Source organism: Chlorobium sp. KB01 (assembly GCF_001975465.1).
Lineage (GTDB): Bacteria > Bacteroidota > Chlorobiia > Chlorobiales > Chlorobiaceae > Chlorobium.
Window position 1 is genome coordinate 1 of sequence record NZ_MPJE01000017.1, and the last position, 20,190, is coordinate 20,190.

The 20,190-nt window shown below is 46.5% G+C and carries 17 protein-coding genes; 7 read left to right on the top strand and 10 right to left on the bottom strand.

The window, feature by feature from the left end; all coding sequences use genetic code 11:
- Positions 1-612: 612 nt before the first annotated feature.
- Together BOO20_RS01170 and BOO20_RS01175 are read left to right on the top strand one after the other, a co-directional pair.
- A complete protein-coding gene (locus tag BOO20_RS01170; RefSeq protein ID WP_076789556.1) occupies positions 613-858 on the top strand; it encodes a hypothetical protein in 246 nt (81 codons plus the stop codon).
- A 110-nt stretch (positions 859-968) separates the two neighbouring features.
- Positions 969-1,964: an ATP-binding protein gene (locus BOO20_RS01175; protein ID WP_198935396.1), complete on the top strand. Its 996-nt coding sequence runs from the start codon at positions 969-971 to the stop codon at positions 1,962-1,964.
- A 223-nt stretch (positions 1,965-2,187) separates the two neighbouring features.
- Here BOO20_RS01175 and BOO20_RS01180 read toward each other — a convergent pair whose 3' ends face one another.
- From BOO20_RS01180 to rpmH, 7 genes are all read right to left on the bottom strand, one after another.
- A complete protein-coding gene (locus BOO20_RS01180) occupies positions 2,188-2,463 on the bottom strand; it encodes a helix-turn-helix domain-containing protein (protein ID WP_076789563.1) in 276 nt (91 codons plus the stop codon).
- A 63-nt stretch (positions 2,464-2,526) separates the two neighbouring features.
- The gene (locus tag BOO20_RS01185; RefSeq protein ID WP_233120844.1) at positions 2,527-3,450 is read right to left on the bottom strand and encodes an ROK family protein; all 924 of its coding nucleotides are present in this window, start codon (positions 3,448-3,450) and stop codon (positions 2,527-2,529) included.
- Entirely contained in the window at positions 3,443-4,045 is a 603-nt protein-coding gene (locus tag BOO20_RS01190) for a phosphatase PAP2 family protein (protein ID WP_076789571.1), read from the bottom strand. Before BOO20_RS01190 ends, BOO20_RS01185 begins: the two co-directional genes overlap by 8 nt.
- An 11-nt stretch (positions 4,046-4,056) precedes the next feature.
- Positions 4,057-5,808: a membrane protein insertase YidC gene (yidC, locus tag BOO20_RS01195; protein WP_076789574.1), complete on the bottom strand. Its 1,752-nt coding sequence runs from the start codon at positions 5,806-5,808 to the stop codon at positions 4,057-4,059.
- Positions 5,801-6,076 (bottom strand): membrane protein insertion efficiency factor YidD, encoded by a 276-nt coding sequence (gene yidD, locus BOO20_RS01200; RefSeq protein WP_076789639.1) that lies wholly within the window; start codon positions 6,074-6,076, stop codon positions 5,801-5,803. Before yidD ends, yidC begins: the two co-directional genes overlap by 8 nt.
- A gap of 82 nt (positions 6,077-6,158) precedes the next feature.
- On the bottom strand, positions 6,159-6,575 hold the full coding sequence (locus BOO20_RS01205) for a ribonuclease P protein component (RefSeq protein ID WP_076789576.1): 417 nt from the start codon (positions 6,573-6,575) through the stop codon (positions 6,159-6,161).
- Positions 6,576-6,632: 57 nt separating this feature from the next.
- Entirely contained in the window at positions 6,633-6,794 is a 162-nt protein-coding gene (gene rpmH, locus BOO20_RS01210; RefSeq protein WP_076789579.1) for a 50S ribosomal protein L34, read from the bottom strand.
- A gap of 446 nt (positions 6,795-7,240) precedes the next feature.
- On the opposite strand from rpmH, the gene dnaA reads away from it, so the two are divergent.
- The 4 genes from dnaA (at position 7,241) to BOO20_RS01230 (ending at position 11,696) form a co-directional block, all read left to right on the top strand.
- Positions 7,241-8,716 carry a chromosomal replication initiator protein DnaA gene (gene dnaA / locus BOO20_RS01215; RefSeq protein WP_076789582.1) on the top strand — a complete coding sequence of 492 codons (1,476 nt, stop codon included), beginning with the start codon at positions 7,241-7,243 and terminating at the stop codon, positions 8,714-8,716.
- Positions 8,717-8,999: 283 nt separating this feature from the next.
- Positions 9,000-10,124 carry a DNA polymerase III subunit beta gene (gene dnaN, locus BOO20_RS01220; RefSeq protein ID WP_076789642.1) on the top strand — a complete coding sequence of 375 codons (1,125 nt, stop codon included), beginning with the start codon at positions 9,000-9,002 and terminating at the stop codon, positions 10,122-10,124.
- A 165-nt stretch (positions 10,125-10,289) separates the two neighbouring features.
- Positions 10,290-11,399 (top strand): DNA replication/repair protein RecF, encoded by a 1,110-nt coding sequence (locus tag BOO20_RS01225; RefSeq protein ID WP_076789584.1) that lies wholly within the window; start codon positions 10,290-10,292, stop codon positions 11,397-11,399.
- A gap of 3 nt (positions 11,400-11,402) precedes the next feature.
- The gene (locus tag BOO20_RS01230) at positions 11,403-11,696 is read left to right on the top strand and encodes a DUF721 domain-containing protein (protein ID WP_076789587.1); all 294 of its coding nucleotides are present in this window, start codon (positions 11,403-11,405) and stop codon (positions 11,694-11,696) included.
- A gap of 161 nt (positions 11,697-11,857) precedes the next feature.
- Here BOO20_RS01230 and BOO20_RS01235 read toward each other — a convergent pair whose 3' ends face one another.
- The 3 genes from BOO20_RS01235 to mnmG form a co-directional block, all read right to left on the bottom strand.
- Positions 11,858-13,081: an FprA family A-type flavoprotein gene (locus BOO20_RS01235; RefSeq protein WP_076789590.1), complete on the bottom strand. Its 1,224-nt coding sequence runs from the start codon at positions 13,079-13,081 to the stop codon at positions 11,858-11,860.
- A 129-nt stretch (positions 13,082-13,210) separates the two neighbouring features.
- Positions 13,211-15,604, bottom strand: a complete 2,394-nt coding sequence (locus tag BOO20_RS01240) for a DNA polymerase domain-containing protein (protein ID WP_076789594.1) — start codon at positions 15,602-15,604, stop codon at positions 13,211-13,213.
- A gap of 67 nt (positions 15,605-15,671) precedes the next feature.
- Entirely contained in the window at positions 15,672-17,537 is a 1,866-nt protein-coding gene (mnmG, locus tag BOO20_RS01245; RefSeq protein WP_076789596.1) for a tRNA uridine-5-carboxymethylaminomethyl(34) synthesis enzyme MnmG, read from the bottom strand.
- Between the two features lie 732 nt (positions 17,538-18,269).
- Between mnmG and secD the strand changes: the two genes are divergently transcribed.
- Positions 18,270-20,183, top strand: a complete 1,914-nt coding sequence (gene secD / locus BOO20_RS01250) for a protein translocase subunit SecD (protein ID WP_076789600.1) — start codon at positions 18,270-18,272, stop codon at positions 20,181-20,183.
- The last annotated feature ends 7 nt before the right edge of the window (positions 20,184-20,190 follow it).

A 20,190-nucleotide genomic window follows, 5' to 3' on the forward strand; every position in this document is an offset into this window, starting at 1 on the left:
TCGGACTTTTACTTCGAAAATCTCCTGCGCCCGTTGCTCATGAATTATTCAGGTTAAAAATGCCCATCATTGCACCTCAGAAGTACCCTTCAACGGCCAGAGACCGACCTTCATGCAAAACAGGCTGATGATATTTCAAAGCAGAGAAGAGAGTGAAATGAGTAGGGGACGTAAGTGATAAAGGTGACTGGAAAGCGGCGGGGGTTTAGTCCGTTTAATTGGTGGATGGTCGGAAGTGTTTTACTTGATGCTGTGAGGTGAACGGTAGTTCAGTGATGAACGGAGAATCGGCAGCAGCGAATTCGTCAAATAGATTATTGATGAAGCCCTAAATTGAGCGATAACCGCTTGTCAGACAACTTAAGCCGATAAACACCTGGGGAATAGGGGAATAGGGGACGCTCTGAAAGCGCCGATGAAAACCGGCAATGAGTAAAGTATGAAAGTTACTTACATGAAAGGCATAGCCAGCCATCATGACCCCGAGTCATGCCACGATATACAGCAATGGTACGATCAGAATAGGGGACGTTGTTCCGTAGCTAAAAACTTTATCTAACGTCGAGTAATCTGAAAGCGAAAATATTCTGAATCCATGAAAGGAGAGAGGCGATGCCACGAGGAGCACGGCTGGATACGCCGGGATCGCTGCATCATGTGATGGTTCGTGGAATCGAGAGGTCGGGTATTGCGCTTGAAGATAAAGACCGGAAGGATGACGTAAAGCGGATTGGCAAAAAGGCAGAAAACAACAAAACGGTAATCTATGTCCGGAAGTCTTGTTGGGGAGGTTGCAGGAGTGCTGCGGATTTCATGGGCAGGCATGAGCCGGATGTTGCGTCGCTGACGAACCCCTGATGTATTGGGGATTGTGATTTGCCTTGGCTTGTTACCTCTGTCACTTACGTCCCTGCACCCCTCTCAAACTTGCCATTAAAGGAAAATTAACCCGAACAGCACTGATTTTGTTGGGCAAAGATGAGTCTGAGCATTTTTTATTGCCTGCCGACGTCAAAATTCGCTGGTTACTCAAAGATCATCAGGGCAATGACCGGGATTATGCATTGTTCGGATTACCGCTCTTACTTGCAGTTGACAAGGTTTATGCAAAAATCCGTAACCTGAAATACCGCTACATCCCTGAAGGAACTCTTTTTCCTGAAGAGGTCGATCAATATGAGCCCTATGCCATTCGTGAGGCTTTGAATAATTGCATTGCCCATCAAGATTATACTTTGGGTGGGCGTATCAATGTTGTTGAAGGAGAGGAGACTCTGATTTTCACCAATCTCGGAAGTTTTGTTCCCGGTAATGTGCAACGTGTCGTTATGGAAGATGCTCCGGAGGAACATTATCGGAACCGCTTTTTAGCAACAGCGATGTTTAATCTGAAAATGGTGGATACAGCAGGAGGTGGAATTCGGAAATTGTTTCTGCTTCAAAAGGCACGGTTTTTTCCATTACCTGATTACGAGCTTTCAAGCAATCGGGTAAAATTGATGCTCACCGGCAAAGTACTGAATATGGACTATGCCAGGCTACTTGCTGTAAATGGCGAGTTGACTCTCAGCGAAATCATGGGGCTTGATAAGGTGCAAAAACGTCAGCCACTCAACAGTGACGAAGAAAAACTGCTTAAAGCCAAGTCCCTTATCGAAGGACGGAAACCAAATTTTTATATAGCCAGAGCCGTTGCACAAAAGACTGGCCAAAAAGCTTCTTATAGCAAAAACAGGGCGTTTGATAAACAGTATTACCTTGACTTTATCCGCAAAGCGATTGGCGAACATGGGTCACTGACCCGTAAGGACATTAATGAATTACTATGGAATAAGTTGCCCGATTGGATGAGCGACAAGCAGAAAAAGTATAAGATCGGCAACCTGATTGGAGAACTTCGCAGAAATCGATTGATCGTTAATAGCGGAAGTATGGTGAGTCCGCAATGGGTTCTCGTAAAATAGATCGCGAAGAAAAAATTTACGTAAAGAAAACTTAATGCCATTCATTTAAAATGAATAAAATTAATAGGTTAGTATCTCGTAAATTTTTTGTTAAGAAATTTTATTTACGCGATACAAAGGCGAGTTTGCCAATTTTTGCAGGAATTACGAAACGGTATTCATTCCATTCAGCTCTGCTGATGGCTGACACGACAGTGAACTGTTGATTGATAACGAAACCCTGTTACTGAATCAGTATTTCAAGTTTTTTCCCTAAAGCTTCGGCATAATGTGAGAGCGTAGAGAGCCTTATATCTTCCGCGTGGTTCTCAATTCGTGAGATAGCTGACTTGTGCGTCTTGAGTTTTTCTGCAAGCTCATCCTGTGTCAGCCCGGCATTATTCCTTGCCTGCTTCAGCATCACCCCGATTCTGAAGTTCCTGTACCCTTCATCATAACCCTCAGCAAACTCAGGATCTTCCGCTTTACGTGTTGCGATATAGTTCTGCAAGTCACTCATTGGTAATAAATTAATTTCACACATTGCAAAGGTTAACAATAATGTCAACAAACAGCAAACAGCTCAAGAAATTATGGGCTTGAATGAGAGTAGCGCGGCGCCGAATACGCCGGCGCTGTCGCCGAGGAGGGGCTTGAGGATGGGGATGCGGAGTTCGCTGTTGAAGAGGTGGCGCTCGATTGCTATACGGGCCTCCGGTGAGTACAACTGCTCAACCTGACCGACTCCTCCGCCGATTATACAGAGATCGGGGTCGAGGATGTTGATCACCCGGGCGAGTGCTTTGCCGAAACAGAAGAGCAGGCGCTCGATGGTCTCTGCCGCTGCGGTATCCGAGCTGCAATCAGAAGCGATCTGTGAAAGCGGCTTGAAACTGCCCGTAAGAGCTTTGTAGTAGCGCTCAAGCGCCGGGCCGGAAATAACCGTCTCCACGCAGCCCCTCCTGCCGCAGTAGCAGGCCTCTCCATCCGGCATAAGCTCATTATGCCCCCACTCTCCGGCAATACCGTGGGCGCCGTGACGAACCCTTCCGTGGCACACTATCCCGCCGCCGACACCGGTTCCGAGAATAATGCCGAAGGCCATTTTTGAAGGATCACGCATCAAGGAAGCCCCGCAACCAAGCATCGATTCAGCAAGGGCAAAACAGTTGGCGTCATTTTCAATGAGCAGCTCCCGATGGAGAAGCTGCTCAAGATCGCGCTTCAGATCGCGACCGTTCAGTGCAACCGTGTTGGAGTTTTTCATGACACCCGGGAGAGTATCATACCGTCCGGGTGTGCCGATCCCTATCCGCTCCGGTATGGGAATTCCGCTCTCTCGGGAGACCATGCCGAGAAGCGTACTGATGCGCTCAAGGATGTGGCTGTAGCCGTATTCAGCTTCTGTGGCAATACGGCGACGACAGATGGGCTTCAGGGCGCCATCAATCACCACCGCCTCGATTTTGGTGCCGCCAAGATCGACTCCCCAATACACTTCACTCACCGGAAAGGGCATTTTGATGCATGAAGCGTGGCTGAACAATGTTCTTCACGATCCAGGAGAAGAGCAGATAGACAATGGCTGCACTGAAAAGTCCGATCATGATGCCGCCAAGCACATCTCCGGGATAGTGAACGCCGACGTAGATCCTCGAAAAGCCGATGGCAAGCGCGTAGGCTATCATGAGCGTGGTAAAGAGTTTTTCGATCCTCTCGCCATGGTGAAAGAAAATCCAGGTCATGGCGGCAACCGCTGCCGAGTTCGCCGCATGGGATGAGGCAAACGAGTAGCTCCTCGATTGATGGATGAGCAGGCGTACCTGATCAAGGGCAAAGCAGGGGCGGATGCGCTCGACAAGCGGTTTGAAGATACCGGAGGCAATGAAATCAGCCATGCCGACAGCAAGAAGGGCAAGCAGGATTACAAGAAAACCCTGCCTGCCCCTGCGGATGACCATAAAGAGCGCTGCCAGAATGCCGATATGACGGGAAAGGGAGCCGTTGGTCAGAAAAACCATCAGGTCGTCTACTGCCGGATGAACCAGACGAAGGTTCAGTAACCGGAAAAGCCACACATCGGCCTGCTCGATTGGCGCCATAACACCACTATTTACTTTTTCGACGCCCCTTTGCTCTTTTTACGGGATCCGCCTGAAGAGGGCGCTGTGAGTGTCACGTTCGGCATATCGGCGGCAGTGGTGGTCTTGTTGATATAGAACTGCTGCGCCACACTGAAGATGTTGAACATCAGATAGTAGAGTCCGAGGCCTGCCGGCATGTTGTTGAAAAAGAGGAGCATCATGGCCGGGAACATGTACATCATCACCTTCATCTGATCATTGCTCTGCGTCGTCGGCGTGATTTTCTGCTGAATAAAAACCGTCACCGCCATGAGAATCGGGAAGACCGCAATGTGATTTCCGTACATGGGAATGCTGAATCCGAAATCGAGTATGGAATCCGGAACGGAGAGATCCTTTGCCCAGAGGAAGCTGTGCTGACGAAGCTCTATCGAGGAGCGGAACACATAGAACATGGCAAAGAGCAGCGGCATCTGCAACAGCACCGGCAAACAGCCTCCAATCGGGTTGACTCCTGCCTCCTTGTAGATCCTGCCAAGCTCGCTCTGCAGCTTTGCCGGGTTATCCTTATACTTCTCCTGCAGCTCCTTGAGCACCGGCTGAAGTGCCGACATCTTTTTCATGGACTTCGTCGAAGCCATTGAAAGCGGGTAGGTGACCAGCTTGATCAGGAAGGCAAAAATGATAATGATAAGACCGTAGTTGCTTACAAAGGTGTTCATCCAGCCGAAAACCGGCAGAATGATAAATTCGGCAAAAGGTCTCGTCAGCCAGTCCCAGCCGAAGTCCATGATTTTTTCAAGGTCGGCATGCTGTGACTTGACAATATTGTAGTCAAGCGGCCCGAGATAGAGGCTGAACTTGTCATCTGATACCGTTCCGGTTGATGGAACGCCCATTTTCAGGGCTGCCGTATAGTTCTCAAACTCGTTACCGGCCGTTCTTTTTCCATCAAGATGGATGCCTTCCGTACGCCTGGAGGGAATAAGCGCTGCAACAAAATATTTGTTGCGGACTGCTACCCATTTGGCTTCTCCGGACTGCTCTTCACGGTAGGTCTCGTTCTCTTTGGCCGCATCAAGCTTAACGAGGCTTCCGCCAAGATAGGCGCCTGCAAGCACACTCTGTGACTCATCCTTCCGGTTTTTTTCCGAATAACCGAGTCCGCCATCCCACTGGAGCTGATACTCATTACCGGCAAGCTCACTGGCAAATCCTGTAAGCTTGACATCATAGCCGACTTTATAGCTGTCGCCGGAAAAGAGCCAGGTAATATCAATAGCCTGGGCAGGGGCAATGTCAAGGTGATAACGCACGGCGTAGCTCTGTTTGCCGCTGATAGCACGAACTGAATCAAGCGTTACCGTGCTGAAATAGAGGTCGCGGGTATCGATTTTTTTCCCTTCACGGGTCAGAAAGAGCAGTGAAAGAGCTCCGTTCCTAGTGTTGCTGACCAGATCGAACGGCTTGCGCTCTCCATTCAGATGCTTTTTCAGAACCAGTGACTTCAGTGTGGCGCCTTTGGAAGAGAGTGTTGCCCTGAAAAGATCATTATCCACCTTTACGAGTTGCTCACGACCTCCGGACGCCGTGGCAAAAACACCGAACGTATCCGCGGAAGGAGCCGCTGCCACAGGGGATGAAAGTGCCTGCGGATTGGTCTGCTCTATTTTCACCGCTTCCGGTGACTGTAACAGTTTTTTCTCCGGCGACATGAACTGCAGCCAGACGAACATAATCAAGCCAATAAGCGCAAGGCCTGTCAATGATTTTCTATCCATTACCTCTCTCTTTAATTTTACAGTGAAGATCGTTGTTACGCAAGGGTACCGGGTCAAACCCGCCCTTTGCAAAGGGGTTGCATCGAAGAATACGCCACACTGTCAACCAGAGGGCGTAAAAAAAATTATGAGTGCGAAAAGCTTCAAGCGCGTAGGCGGAACAGGTGGGGTAGTATCTGCAGGAAGAGCCAAGCAGAGGCGAAAGAAAGGCCTGGTAAAACTTTATCAGTAAAATCGGTACCTCATTGACATACTTCCAGATAGTCATGCTTTCATCCTTTATCCGGCAAAAAACGCTGCCCGTCATGAGTGCTGCATTAGATATAAAAGCCTGTCTTTGACTCCCTCTGTCAGGAAAGTCTCATCCCCTGCATTAACCGTCTGATCTCCTCCCTGAATTCCTGCAACTCCGGGAGTGTTTTTTTTCTGCCCGTAAAAAGAAAGACAATACAGAGTCTCTTTGCCTCAGCACCATCCTGCTCATCGCTACTGCTCCTTATTACCGATGACCGTTCAATCCGGTAGGCCTCTCTCATCATGCGCTTTATCCTGTTGCGCCGAACTGCAGATGGAACAGTTTTTTTACTTACCGCAAAAAGAATGGCCGGAACGCCTGGAAAAGAGCGGCTCTCCTGGCGGAGATCAGCATAGACCATTTTCAAAAAATCACCTCTCACACCGATCCCGCTTGAAAACAAAAGGGAAATCAGTTGCTTTTTTCTCAATATCTCATGCTTTCGCAGAGCGTGAAGGTGTGGCTTGTTCAAATCCTGAAAAGAGCAATTGATTCAACCCGACAGCCTGAAGGCCTGACGGGAAACTACTTACTGTCCGGCCGTACCCATTGCGCTGCTGACCGAAAGCGCGTGACGACCTTTTGCTCTTCTTGCAGAAAGAACTTTACGACCATTCTTGGTTGCCATTCTCGACCTGAATCCGTGCTTGTTCCTTCTTTTTCTATTCCGCGGCTGATAGGTTCTTTTCATCGCTTAAAACTCCAAACTTTTATAATAATTCAAAATTACTTGGCGCGTAATTTAGCACAATGAACACTCAATAACAAATAGTACAGTCCACCGCAAGAGTCTCTACCCATAAAACAACATGCAACGAGGTAAAATATCGGATTCCCGCCTCAACTTATCAACAATGTGGATGGTTTGTGGATAAAAAAAGTCACTAACCCAAAAGCCCCGACAGGACGCCCTTCCGAAAGAATCCACACATGTTGACTACTGTAACAAAGAATACCGTTAAAGTCAACAAATAAAATAAAATACGATGTTGAAAACTTATGCCGGCCGGGGCACAGAATCTTGCGGGATTTTCATAAAGGAAATTGTTTTTTATCCACTTAAAACACTAACTTGTGAACAGTAAATGTTGATGGCTCGCACAATTTCGCTCCTTACCTCTCAAATCCCGGTATTCTATGCCCGAAGTTACGTCAAAGGCGCTCCCTGACTATCCGCAGACCAAAAACCAGAAAAGCGCCTCAATGGAACATCAGGTCTGGGATGCCTGCATGGAAGCCATCAAAGAAAAAATAAATCCGCTTGCATTTAAAACATGGTTCTCCCCGATCAAACCATTAAGCTTTTCCGGGAGTGAACTGACCATTGAGGTTCCAAGCCAATTTTTCTATGAGTGGATTGAAGAGAACTACTCCTCCTTTTTAAAACAGGCACTCAAGGATGTAATCGGCCCCGAGGCCGGATTGATGTATTCAATCGTTATGGATAAATCGCAGGGGCAGCCGGTAACGATTGAACTGCCGCACCAGAACACCATGAACAGTGATTTTATTGCGGCAAACCAGGGTGTTGAGTTAAAAACCAAAACAAACGGAACGTTTGAACGCGATCTGGCCCGTTTTGAAACGCATCTGAACGTCAAGTACACCTTTGACACGCTCATTCGCGGTGATTGCAACTCACTGGCATTCGCCGCTTCGAAATCCGTTGCACAGAGTCCCGGCCAGAACGCCTTTAATCCTCTTGTCATCTACGGTGGTGTAGGGCTTGGAAAAACACATATGATGCAGGCTATCGGCAACAGTGTTCGTGAAAACCGGCCATCTGCCCAGGTGCTTTATGTGTCGAGTGAAAAATTTGCGATTGACTTTGTTAACGCAATACAGAATGGTAAAATACAGGAATTTTCATCCTTTTACCGGGCCATCGATGTGCTTATCATCGATGACATTCAGTTCTTTTCCGGCAAGGAAAAAACGCAGGAGGAGATTTTTCATATTTTCAACACCCTTCACCAGTCCAACAAACAGATTATCCTCTCTGCGGACAGGCCTATAAAGGATATCAAAGGTATTGAAGATCGTCTTATTTCGCGTTTTAACTGGGGACTTTCAGCAGATATTCAGCCTCCGGACTATGAAACACGAAAGGCCATCATACTCAGCAAGCTACGCCAGGGTGGCGTTCCGCTTGATGAAGATGTTATTGAATTCATTGCAACAAATGTAACGGAAAACGTCAGGGAGCTTGAAGGATGCATTGTCAAGTTGCTTGCGGCACAATCTCTTGACAACAGGGAAATTGATTTGAATTTCACAAAATCAACCCTCAAGGATATTATCCGCCATACCACAAAACGTCTGACACTTGACACGATTGAAAAAGCTGTATGTGCCTACTTCTCCATTACTCCCAATGACCTGAAGGGAAAATCGAAAAAAAAGGAGATTGCTGTCGGTCGCCAAATTGCCATGTATCTGGCAAAAAACCTTACCGACTCCTCATTGAAGACGATCGGCCTTCATTTTGGTGGCAGAGATCACTCAACGGTCATTCACGCAGTCACTACCATTACAAAAAGAGTCGATACGTTTACCGAAGAGCGGAAAAAAATTGAAGAGATCCGTAAAAGAATAGAGATTCTTTCAATGTAGGTATGGTTATGTTTACAACATGTTAAGATGGTGTTGGCACAATCTTGGTAAGTGAAGGGTTATCAACAGAAAAGGTTCAGAAAATAGTTTATCAACAAACCTCACACAGACCGACTGATTGAAAAAGAGGCGGTTATCAACAGAGAAGAGGTTATGAAAAATTTGATTAACTGTAATTTTAATAATACAATAGAAGAGTCTTGAATGGAGTTGTCCAGATATCAACACTCTCAACAACAACAACAATATTTCTATAAATATTAAATAGTAAAAGTTGGAGCAGATGAAATTAACTTCCTCAATTCGTCAACTGCAGGATGCTGTAAGCAAGGTTGCACAGGCAATTCCTGCAAAAACTATGGATCCTCGTTTTGAAAATGTTCACCTATCCATAGAGTCCGGAACTCTGACGCTTTTTGCAACAGACGGAGAACTTTCCATTACTGCAAGAAGTGATGTGGATACCTCTGACAGCGGCAACATCGGAATCAAAGCGAGAACTCTCCAGGATTTTCTCAGAAGCATGTATGATACCTCTGTGACCTTCGACATCGAAAGGCAGGAGATCAGTGATCATGGTACCGTTCACATCAAAACTGACAAGGGTCGCTATAAAATACCCTGCCAGTTTGAAAGCAAACAGGAGAAGTACGAGAAAATCTACGACATCTCTCTTGAACTTGCAACGGAGGAACTTCAGGATCTCATTCAGAAAACCATTTTTGCCTGTAGTGTTGATGGTATGCGGCCGGCCATGATGGGTGTACTGTTTGAACTTGAAGGATCGGTTATTACCGCAGTCTCGACTGACGGGCACAGACTGGTAAGGTGCAGAAAAAGCTCATCAACGGATATTGCTGAAAAACAGAAAATAGTTGTTCCGGCAAGAGTTCTGTCAATAATCCAGAAGCTTGCACAGTATGAAACCGTTACCATGAGTATCGATTCAGAGCGGCGTTTTGTGCGATTCATCAGCGGAAATATTGTTCTTGATGCAGCTCTTATTGTTGAACCATACCCAAATTATGATGCGGTTATCCCTGTAGAGCATGACAAGTATATGATTGTTGATCGGTCCTTGATCTATGATTCAGTCAAGCGGGTAGGGCGTTTTTCAAGTATCGGAGATGTCAAGATTGTTATTGAAGGTGAAGTGCTGAAAATACTGGCCGAAAATACCAATGAGGGTGAAGCCGCACAGGAAGAATTGCCCTGTACCTACAACGGTGAACCTATCACCATCGGCTTTAATTCACGGTTTATCGAAGCTGCCCTTGCACATCTTGATGAAAATGAGATTCGTATAGAATTGAAAAGTCCTACAACGGCCGTTATTTTCAAGCCGCACAAGGAGGAAGAGGATGATAAACTGATTATTCTGGTCATGCCTGTCCGAATCAATAATTGATGGTTATCGTCTTCAAATTATTGTCGTTAAGCTATCTATGAATGATCGGTAAAAAAATCTCCTCTCCCGACACGTCGGGAGAGGAGCGTTTATGTGCCCCATTCTACTTGTTAACCATTTCTTACTCAGAAATAACCGGGATGCTTTGAACGATGAGGGGAATTATTGCTGCTTGAACATATACAGTATGAGAATTTCAGGAATCACCGCTCGTCAGTTTTTGAGCCGACAGAAGGGATTAATCTCATTTACGGCCATAACGGATCAGGAAAAACCTCGATTCTTGAAGGTATCCACTATTGTGCACTGACAAAAGGGTTTGTCAGTGCAGCGGATAGTGATTGTCTTCTTTTTGCTACGGATTATTTTCTGCTTGAAAGCATTTTTAAGGATTGTTCAGGCTACGGTGTGACGGTGAAAATCAGCTATACAAAAGAGAAGGAGAAGCTGGTAGCGGTCAATAACAGTGAAATAAAGCCATTTTCAAGCCATATAGGCAGGGTACCCTGCATTACCTTTTCTCCTCCGGAAATGATTATTGTCAATGGCGCACCTGCGGAAAGAAGGCGGTTTATTGACAACGCTATATGCCAGACAGACAGAAGATATCTTGATGATCTGATCGCTTATCGAAGGGTTCTTCAGCAAAGAAATGCGCTGTTGGCCCAATTAGCGGAGAAAAAATTCCCGCAGGAGGGAATGCTTGCCCTCTGGACTGAAAATCTATCAAGACTTGCCGCTTCAATTGTACACGCACGGCTCTCATTTATACATGAATTTTTTTCGCACTTTCGCGAGCTTTATCGGCAATTATCGCTTCATGAGGAGCCATCTTTTTTCTACAGAAGTTCACTGGGTACGCTCAGTGCAGATAGTTCAGTCGATGAGCTCTATCGTCGATTCACACAAAAATATCATGAGACAGAAAGCTATGAGATGATGCGTGCGCAGACAATGAGCGGACCTCACCGCGATGAGCTTCTTTTTTTCATCAACGGCAAAGAGATCAGGAAATACGCCTCACAGGGTCAGTTACGAACATTTCTTATCGCACTGAAGCTTGCCCAGCACCGTTTTTTTTACAAAAAAACCGCTGAAAAGCCGATCTGTCTGCTTGATGATATTTTCAGTGAACTTGATGCTTCAAGGATTGCTGATATATTCACTATTCTGGAAGATTGCGGACAGACCATCATTACCTCGACAGAAAAAAAAGATCAGAAAAACATTACGGCATTCTCTGTGGAATCACTGAAAGACAACCGGGAGCACTGAGCGGTGTCAAGAACAAAAGATCCGAAAAAAATCTCTTCTGTAGTCGGCGCTATGTGCCAGTCGTTAGGGCTTACAGAGGCATATGAGCAGTACAAGACACTCCAGATATGGAACAGTGTTGTTGGTGAGGCTATTGCCGGTGCCACCTCCATTGAGCGATTTACCGGCGGACAGCTCTTTATCCAGGTGAAAAATCCCTCATGGCGCATGGAATTGAATTTTCGAAAACAGGATATACGCAACAAACTTAATGCCGCCCTTGAGCGCCCGATAGTTGAAGAGATTATTTTTAAATAACGTACTTCACCGCTATCGCTCTCCGTTAAGCCCGACGAACCAGCGGCCGGGTAGCGGCGACGGCCATCTCCATAGTAGCTGTATCGTTAATTGTATATAAAAAAAGGGTTACCGTTTCCGGTAACCCTTTTTGGTTTTCAACAGCCCATACTGCTGTTTGATCACAGATTGCAGCTCAACTGGTAGATCTCAATCATTTTATCTGCATAGGCCTTGCCGAAATCGATGCATTTTTCAAATTCAGGTTCATGAGGTTTGAACTTTACCATGACATTCTGTTCAAAAACTTTCAGCTTGAGCAGTGAGAAATTTGTTTCAATCATTTTTGCTGCCTCACCGCTCCATCCATAAGAGCCGAAAGCGGCGCCGAGCTTTCCCTTGTCACGAATCGGGTTTATGGCCGCGAAGAGCTGATAGATTTGCGGCAGTATATTCTGGTTTATCGTAGGCGATCCCACGATAATTCCTGAACAGTGGGCGATCTTGTCCTCAAGTTTTGAAAAATGCATAGACTCTATGTCACAAATCTCAATATTGAAATCACATGACTGGCGGAGACCCTCTGCTATTTTATGGGCAAGCAGAGTGGTGTTTTCATAGGCAGAAACATAGGCAATCAGGATATTTTTTTCCTGTGGCATCGCAATGGCCGTAGTCGCATATTTTAAAGAGAGATCTACATATTTTTTCCAGTTTGATCTCAGAATAGGGCCATGACCGGGACAGATGGTCTGTATGTCAAGAGCTCTAATTTTTTCTACCGCCTGAATCATGTATTTACTGAACGGTCTGAGAATAGCATCAAAATAGTAGGTAAAGGCATCGTCAAAATCACCCACAAGGTCATCAAACATCTCTTCGTGCGAGAAATGGGAGCCGAAAGAGTCACAGGTGAAAAGAATCCGGTCCTCCTCAAGCCAGGTATAGATGGTGTCAGGCCAGTGAAGATTGGGCGCATTGATGAAATGAAGCGTTTTATTGCCAAGATCAAGCGAATCTCCTGTTTTTACAACAAGTGATTTAAAGTCATGACCGGTCTGGTCGCGGAGAAATTTGATCGCGTTACCGCTGCCGACTACGGTTGCATTTGGAGCCACGGCAAGCAGGTTTCTGACATTGCCTGAGTGATCCGGTTCCGTGTGGTCAACAATGATATACTCTATCTCAGAAGGGTCGGTAACCTGTTTTATTTTAGCAAGATATTCAGGCCAGAATTTCTCCTTTGTTGTCTCTATAATGGTCTTTTTCTCCGCATTGATGAAATAGGAGTTATAGGTTGTGCCATATTTTGTCTCCATTACGATGTCAAAGGTAATAAGACCGGGATCGAGCACACCGATCCAACTGACATCACTTGAAACAGGAAGTACTTTATTGTCTGCCATGTTAGTTTCAAAAAAATAGTTAAAAATTATTCTCCAATAGCCTGTAACACTACAGGGAAACAGGATATATAGTTCCTCAAAAATGGGAAAAAAGATACAGTATATACAAACAAAACCGAAACAGGCTTTTCATAAAGCAAGGTCACTCCCGGGGTTGTAGCTCTCGGTATGGCGGATATCCCTTATCAGCTCAATCCCCTCAGCAGAAAATGAAAAGAGCGTATCATCAGAAAAAAGCATGCTGAAATCCTGCGGCTTGAAAAAAGGAAGAAATTTCTGGCAATGCTCATCAAGTCGTTTAAGATAGAAGTGCGTGTTCTCGTCAGGTTTCTCTTTTTTCCATTCCGTGGAGAGCTTGCCTTTCTCATACGAAGCACTGCCCGCTCCTGTTCCGGAGATATAGTAGGTGATCCGGTCCCCTTTTGTTACCCGAAGGCCGTTCTTGATAGCGATTTCATAGGTTATTGCTTTTGAGCGTTTACCAGATTTCACATCTTCGGCGTATTGTTCAACGGTGCTTTTCAGCGATTCTGTTTTTGTAAACTCGGTAATATCAAGTTCATGGTTTAGAATTTTATTACGGTACTCGGTGAAAAGATTGTGAAGTCCTTCAATATCTTCGCTGAGAAGCTTTTCAAAGCCTTTGCGGACAAAATCACGCCCGAACTTCTCTCCGCTTCTGCTTGTAAGCGAAGATCCTTTCAGAATCATGACGTCCTCATAGCTGAGCAACGCATAATTTTTTTTCATGTAGGAGATCATCTTTCTGTACCGCCCGTCAAAACCTATTTTAATGCCTTCCGGCATAAGCGCAGAAACTTCACTGACAAGCAATCTTTCATCAGTTTCACGTATCACCCCAGGTGGTGGAATAAACAGAATACCATCCGTATCAACCTCAATAACGCGGCATCCTCTGGCTTCAAACTCAACAATCATTTTTTTTGCAATACTCTGTCCGGTTGATGTCACTCTGTCCGCTTCTGCAAAATCATTGAATATCCCTCCGCTGAAACCAAGATAGCCGTACATGGCATTGATAACTATTTTGAATGAGCTTTGCATCGCATCAAAATTATCGGCAAGCGATTTGTTTCCGCACTCTTTTTCTCTGAGTGATCGATCTTTGGCTTTGAAACGCAACTCCTTCAGATCATTGAGCACACCCGGAAAGACCTTCAATTCGTCACTTTTTGGACAAATATCGTAAGAGAGCATGATAGAGGGGTAGAGTGACTCAACATCAGCATAGACAATAGGGCCGAGAATCCCTTTCAGGAAGACTTCGGTATATCCTCCGGAGTGCTGTTGACCGGCAGTGGGCCTTGGGATAGAGTGTTTAAGGCGGAGGTATTCGCGGACCAGAAGAACCTCTATCTTCGCAGCCTGGCCTATGCGGGCGGTCATTGCATAGGTATACGGCAGCATTTGTGAGAGATAAAAATTGCTGGCAGAAAGTAAAGAGGAGAGAGCCCTTGTTTCGCGAACATCATCAAGCGCATAGGCAAGAAGTTTTGCATGATTATTTTCCCAAAGCGCAGCTATATCCTTGTAGTCAACGTAAGTTCTATCGGGTGAAGCAAAACCAAAATGTTTAGCCACGGCTTTCAGACCGTAACTCTGCATGGAGCGTTTCGAGATATCGTAACTCTGCACCAGGAAAAGAGTATCAATAACATGCCTCCCGGGGATATCATAAAAGGTGTAATCAATACTCCGTTCAGCGAAACGAATGCTTGACGGGTATGTTTTAGGCAGAAGGTTGTTTCTGCCTATCGAAAAAGGAATACCATGTTTTTCGCATCTACGCTGCAGATAGGGAAGATCAAAGCTGAATATGTTGTGCCCCTCGATAACATCAGGATCTTTCTCTCCTATAAGTGACACTGCCGCTTTAAGCAGCTCCCGTTCACAGCTCTTTTTTGAATGGAGAACAGCCTCCCATCCACGATTATCACAAAAAGAGACAATAATGATCTCATCAGAACCGATCCCGTTTGCCGCGCCATCACGTTTTTCAGGATTGTAATTCGTCTCAATATCAAGCTGCATGCGGTAGAGATCATCAAAGATCATACCCTTGAAGAGGGTTTTGCCGCTCTGAAGAAAATACTGAGTGACGGCATCGCCTTTATTATATATGTGTGAACTGTTCTCAACTGCCGGACTCTGGATACCTTGATCGGCACTCTCGCCAAAACGTCTGTTGTTTAAAAAGTCAAGAGCCCCGCGATAATTTCTCCAGCTTTTGAAAATGGAGAGAAATTGATAGTAGTTTGATCCGCCGAGTTTTACCAGCCAGAACTTTTCATTTTCTTCCGGAACAAAGCCCTCAAGCAGTGAACTGTCAGAAAGGAAAAAATAGGGGAAAAACGTATCGTCATGGTGTGTGACCGAGGCGCCATGACGACTGAATACCCTTATTTGTGTGTCGCTCAGCTGGTATGCGCCAACTATCCCCTGCTCTTTATCTTTACCGAACAGCAGATCATTATTGACAATGTCACCGATGATACTTTCCATGGAATAAAAATATGAATATCAGGACTGATACTATAAATGGTGTTTCACGTGAAACAATATTGCTCGCTTAACGTCCAAGGCGAACGGTTAGAACTGAAATATCTGAAGGGGAAACGCCCGGTATCCGCGATGCAACTCCTATTGTTTCAGGGTTGTGTTTTTTCAGCTTCTCTTTTCCTTCGTTTGAAAGCCCGGATATCCCGTCATAGTTGAACCGGGGTGGTATCCTGAGTGATTCCAGTCTTGAGATCTTCTCGGCCATCAGAAGGTCACGTTTAAGATAGCCCTCATATTTAAGGTCAATATCAACCTGTTCATAGAATGAGCGGTCGATGGTTATCTGATGAACACTGTTTCGAAATGTTTCTGATTCAGCAAGAATCAGCTCAAGGGTGATTCCCGGCCTTTTCAGCAGTGATGCTACATGCTGGCCGATCTCTACAGGGGTATAGCCTGATTTTGCCAGCATGCCGTTTATCTCTTCAGGCTGTAGCCTTGTGTTGGCACATAGTGCCTTAAGATGATTAATCTTCTCTATTTTGGAAAGGCACTGATGATAGGTTTCATGTTGAACAAGCCCCGCTTTATATCCGAAGGTCACAAGGCGCACATCCGCATTATCATGGCGAAGGTGGAGACGATGTTCGGCAGAAGAGGTAAACATTCTATAGGGCTCGAGCGTCTCTTTTGTGATGATATCATCAATCAGAACGCCGATATAGGCCTCCGAGCGCCTGAGATTGATAGGGGGGCGGGATCTCGCTTTCAGTGAGGCGTTTATACCGGCCATTAATCCCTGGGCGGCAGCCTCCTCGTATCCTGAGGTTCCGTTGATCTGTCCGGCAAAGTAGAGGTTTTCTATGAGTTTGGTTTCCAGCGTGCCCTTTATCTGGTACGGAAAGAAGTAGTCATATTCAATTGCGTATCCCGGCCGGATAATTTTTGCATTGCTCAGGCCGGGTATGGAGCGCAATCCCTCTTCCTGAATATCCTCCGGCAGTGACGTCGAGAATCCATTGACGTACATCTCATTGGTATCAACCCCTTCGGGCTCGAGAAATATATGGTGGCTCTCCTTACCAGGGAAGCGGCAAATCTTGTCTTCTACAGACGGACAGTATCTCGGGCCGATGCCCTGGACTTTTCCGGTGAAGAGCGGGGAGCGGCTGAACCCTTTTTTCAGAATCTCATGAGTATCAGGCGTTGTTTTTGTGATGTAGCAGCTTACCTGTCGTCGATTGCAGTCAAGTGATTTGCTGAACGAGAATGCCGAGGGCTCCGCATCCCCCTGTTGGCTCTCCACCAGCGAGTAGTCAACACTGCGCGCATCAATTCTCGGGGGTGTTCCGGTTTTCAGTCGGCCTGCCACAAAGCCGTGACGCAAAAGATCCTCGGTTAATCCGCGAACCGGAGGTTCCGCCGTTGTTCTCCCTCCGTCATAATGGTTCATTCCTATATGGATCAGGCCGTTAAGAAATGTTCCGCAGCAGAGAATAGCGGCGCCTCCCGAAATGACTTTTCCGGAAGAGATTCTTGCCCCCTGAAAGATGCCCCCATGTGATTCGATTCCTACAACGGTGTCCTGCAGCAGGTCAATATTGGTCTCGCGCTCAATAACTTTCCGCATATAGAGGGAGTACATCGCTTTATCCGCCTGCGCTCTTGGCGAGTGCATGGCCGGCCCCTTACTGCGATTAAGCATTCTGAACTGGATCCCGTTTGCGTCTATAGCTCTAGCCATCTCTCCGCCAAGAGCGTCAATTTCTCTTGTGATCTGACCTTTGGCTACGCCGCCTATAGCCGGATTGCAGGACATTCTCGCAATCGACGAGAGGTCTGTTGTTATAAGCAGACAGGAGCACCCGGATCTCGCCGCAGCAAGCGCAGCTTCGCAGCCTGCGTGGCCGGCCCCCGCAACGATAATATCATACATGTTTTGAGGATTGTTTCACGTGAAACATTTTGGTTGCTGTTTGTTTATTCCCTGCTCAAGATACGCATATTTAAGGGGATCTGCCGTACGGCAATGGCTACAGGCGCGCCCGGCAGGGCCGCTGCTGCCGATTGCCCGGAGATATTCGGCAAGCAGAGTAAAAGAAAAGTAAAAATGTTTTCAGCAAGCACTGTTTGATTATAGCCGTTATCGCGGTCACCGCAAGGGCAAAAGGGACAAAAATGTCCTCTTATGGTAATAAAAACAATCAAATGATTTCAGCATATCAGTTGGAAAGCATGCCATCACGCTGTTTAGGGTACCTCTATTTATTTATTCCGAAACCCGATTACTGCGTTGGGTGGTACTCGAAATCCTCATATACTCCGTGTACAACACTCCGCTTTCTGTGCTCCATCCGCCTTGTCCTCGGGCTTCTCACGACAATAAACAGAGGCGCCCTTTAGTCATGGATTCACTCCTTGAGGAGGGTTATATCTATGCGTAAGGGCCGGTTTTTTTGTATTCCTCTGAAGATATGGATGGGTATTCTGTTGATTCGGCAGGTTGGGGGGATAACGGGTAAAAGATGATTAATGAACAAGAGCCATAGCGTTAGTATAGGCCGTGCGAAACGCTTATACGGACCTATTATGGGCCCCGAGCAGATTGTTAGCTAATCAATACCCCATTTTATATATTGGCTGAATTATTTCTTCTGAGCGCAAAGCGATGTCATCAATGAAAAATAAACGTTTTAATCTTCTTCTGATTGCTCTGGTCACTCTTGTTGCGGTTTGGTCATTATGGCCTACCTGGAGTGACTACTCCCTTTCCCGGCAGCTTAACAGTTATAGATCGGCTCAGGATAGTCTCAAATATGCGCTGAGTCACCGTGAAGAGCTTGAAAATGCACGGAAAAAGAGTCTTAAACTTGGTCTCGATCTCAGAGGGGGAATGCATCTGGTTATGGAAGTTGACCAGATTGATCTCTTTGAGCAGAAAGCGTGGAACAAGGATGCAAAGTTTACCGAGATCATGAATTCGGTAAGAGCAAAGGCCGCGAAAAGCGATGCGAGTGTGCTTGAACTGATCGTAGCCGAGTTCAAAATCGAGAACATTCGACTGAGCCGCTATTTTTATGATATACGCAACAGTGATCGGGAGATTATTTCGAAGCTTGAAAAGGAGTCCGATGATGCTCTGAGTCGAGCCAAGGAGATCATCAGAAACCGTATTGACCAGTATGGTGTAGCCGAACCGGTCATTACCACCCAGGGGAGCAGAAAAATCATCATAGAGCTTCCAGGTATTTCTGATCAAAACAGGGTGAGAAACCTGCTTAAAGGTACGGCGAAGCTTGAGTTCAGGCTTTTGAGGGATCCTGAGGTTCTTGTCAGAACGCTTGACCGGATCAATACCTATCTTGTCCAGAACGGTACCGCACCACCGGCAGTCGTTTCTGACTCCTCGGTATCAAAGCCGGTGTCAGCCGCTCAGCCGCACCCTGGAGCTCCTGCCGGAGCAGCACCTGCGGTGTCATCGGTTGCGCCTTCAGTGCCGGCGGCTCCTGCCACTGCGGCAACTCAAAACGCAGCAAAACCGCTTTATAATGTAGTTGGTGTCTCTGAAAACGGCAACGCTTACACCTCGGAACAGTCAAAAGAGTTCGTGCTTTCCCTGCTCAAGCGAAGCGATATCCAGGCCCTGCTTCCTCTGGATACCGAGCTGCTTCTTGCTGCCAAGCCTGATGTCGGTCCGAGCGGAGAGAAGCTCTACTCGGTCTACCTTGTCAAAAAGAGCCCTGAACTTACCGGCGGGGTCATAACCGAAGCCAAGGCAACATTCGGCTCTCAGGGTGTGCAGCCGGAGGTGACGATGTCAATGAATTCGGAGGGCACGTCGAAATGGGCACGCATTACCGGCGCAAATATCGGAAAGCGTATTGCTATAGTTCTTGATGGTGCGGTTTACAGCGCTCCCGTTGTGCAGTCAAAGATTCCCGGAGGGAACTCCGTCATTAACGGTATTGAGAGTCTGGAGGAGGCAAAGGATCTGGAAATTGTGCTGAAGGCCGGCGCTCTTCCCGCCCCGGTCAGAATTATTGAGGAGCGTACCGTAGGGCCCTCTCTGGGTGCTGATTACATTCGAGCCGGGATGCTCTCCCTCTCCTGGTCATTTCTCGCAGTATCCGTATTTATGCTGCTCTACTATAAGAAAGCAGGCATTGCCGCCGATATAGCGCTTGTGCTTAATATTCTCATCGTGCTTTCGGTACTGGCAGGTTTCAGTGCCTCACTCTCGCTGCCGGGTATCGCAGGTATAGTGCTGACCATCGGGATGGCGGTGGATGCCAATGTTCTGATCTATGAGCGAATCAGAGAGGAACTTGATGCCTCCAAGGGGTTGACCTCCTCCATAGAGTTGGGTTATGATCGGGCATTCTCTTCTATTCTTGACTCGCATGTTACCACAATGGTTGCAGCATTTCTGCTCTATACCTATGGTATCGGGCCTATTCAGGGTTTTGCCCTTACGCTTATGATCGGTACGGCAGCGAGCCTGTTTACCTCGATAGTTGTGACAAAAGAGATCTTTTCGTTTCTCATGGGCAAGAACCTTTTGTCTGAAAAAAGTTTCGGTTAATTTTCAA

What these genes read in the sequence shown, in the direction of transcription:
- BOO20_RS01170 (WP_076789556.1), top strand. Translation starts at nt 613, where the DNA reads ATGCCACGAGGAGCACGGCTGGATACGCCGGGATCGCTGCATCATGTG.
- BOO20_RS01180 (WP_076789563.1), bottom strand. Translation starts at nt 2,463, where the DNA reads ATGAGTGACTTGCAGAACTATATCGCAACACGTAAAGCGGAAGATCCT.
- BOO20_RS01190 (WP_076789571.1), bottom strand. Translation starts at nt 4,045, where the DNA reads ATGGCGCCAATCGAGCAGGCCGATGTGTGGCTTTTCCGGTTACTGAAC.
- yidC (WP_076789574.1), bottom strand. Translation starts at nt 5,808, where the DNA reads ATGGATAGAAAATCATTGACAGGCCTTGCGCTTATTGGCTTGATTATG.
- yidD (WP_076789639.1), bottom strand. Translation starts at nt 6,076, where the DNA reads ATGACTATCTGGAAGTATGTCAATGAGGTACCGATTTTACTGATAAAG.
- rpmH (WP_076789579.1), bottom strand. Translation starts at nt 6,794, where the DNA reads ATGAAAAGAACCTATCAGCCGCGGAATAGAAAAAGAAGGAACAAGCAC.
- dnaA (WP_076789582.1), top strand. Translation starts at nt 7,241, where the DNA reads ATGCCCGAAGTTACGTCAAAGGCGCTCCCTGACTATCCGCAGACCAAA.
- dnaN (WP_076789642.1), top strand. Translation starts at nt 9,000, where the DNA reads ATGAAATTAACTTCCTCAATTCGTCAACTGCAGGATGCTGTAAGCAAG.
- BOO20_RS01235 (WP_076789590.1), bottom strand. Translation starts at nt 13,081, where the DNA reads ATGGCAGACAATAAAGTACTTCCTGTTTCAAGTGATGTCAGTTGGATC.
- BOO20_RS01240 (WP_076789594.1), bottom strand. Translation starts at nt 15,604, where the DNA reads ATGGAAAGTATCATCGGTGACATTGTCAATAATGATCTGCTGTTCGGT.
- mnmG (WP_076789596.1), bottom strand. Translation starts at nt 17,537, where the DNA reads ATGTATGATATTATCGTTGCGGGGGCCGGCCACGCAGGCTGCGAAGCT.
- secD (WP_076789600.1), top strand. Translation starts at nt 18,270, where the DNA reads ATGTCATCAATGAAAAATAAACGTTTTAATCTTCTTCTGATTGCTCTG.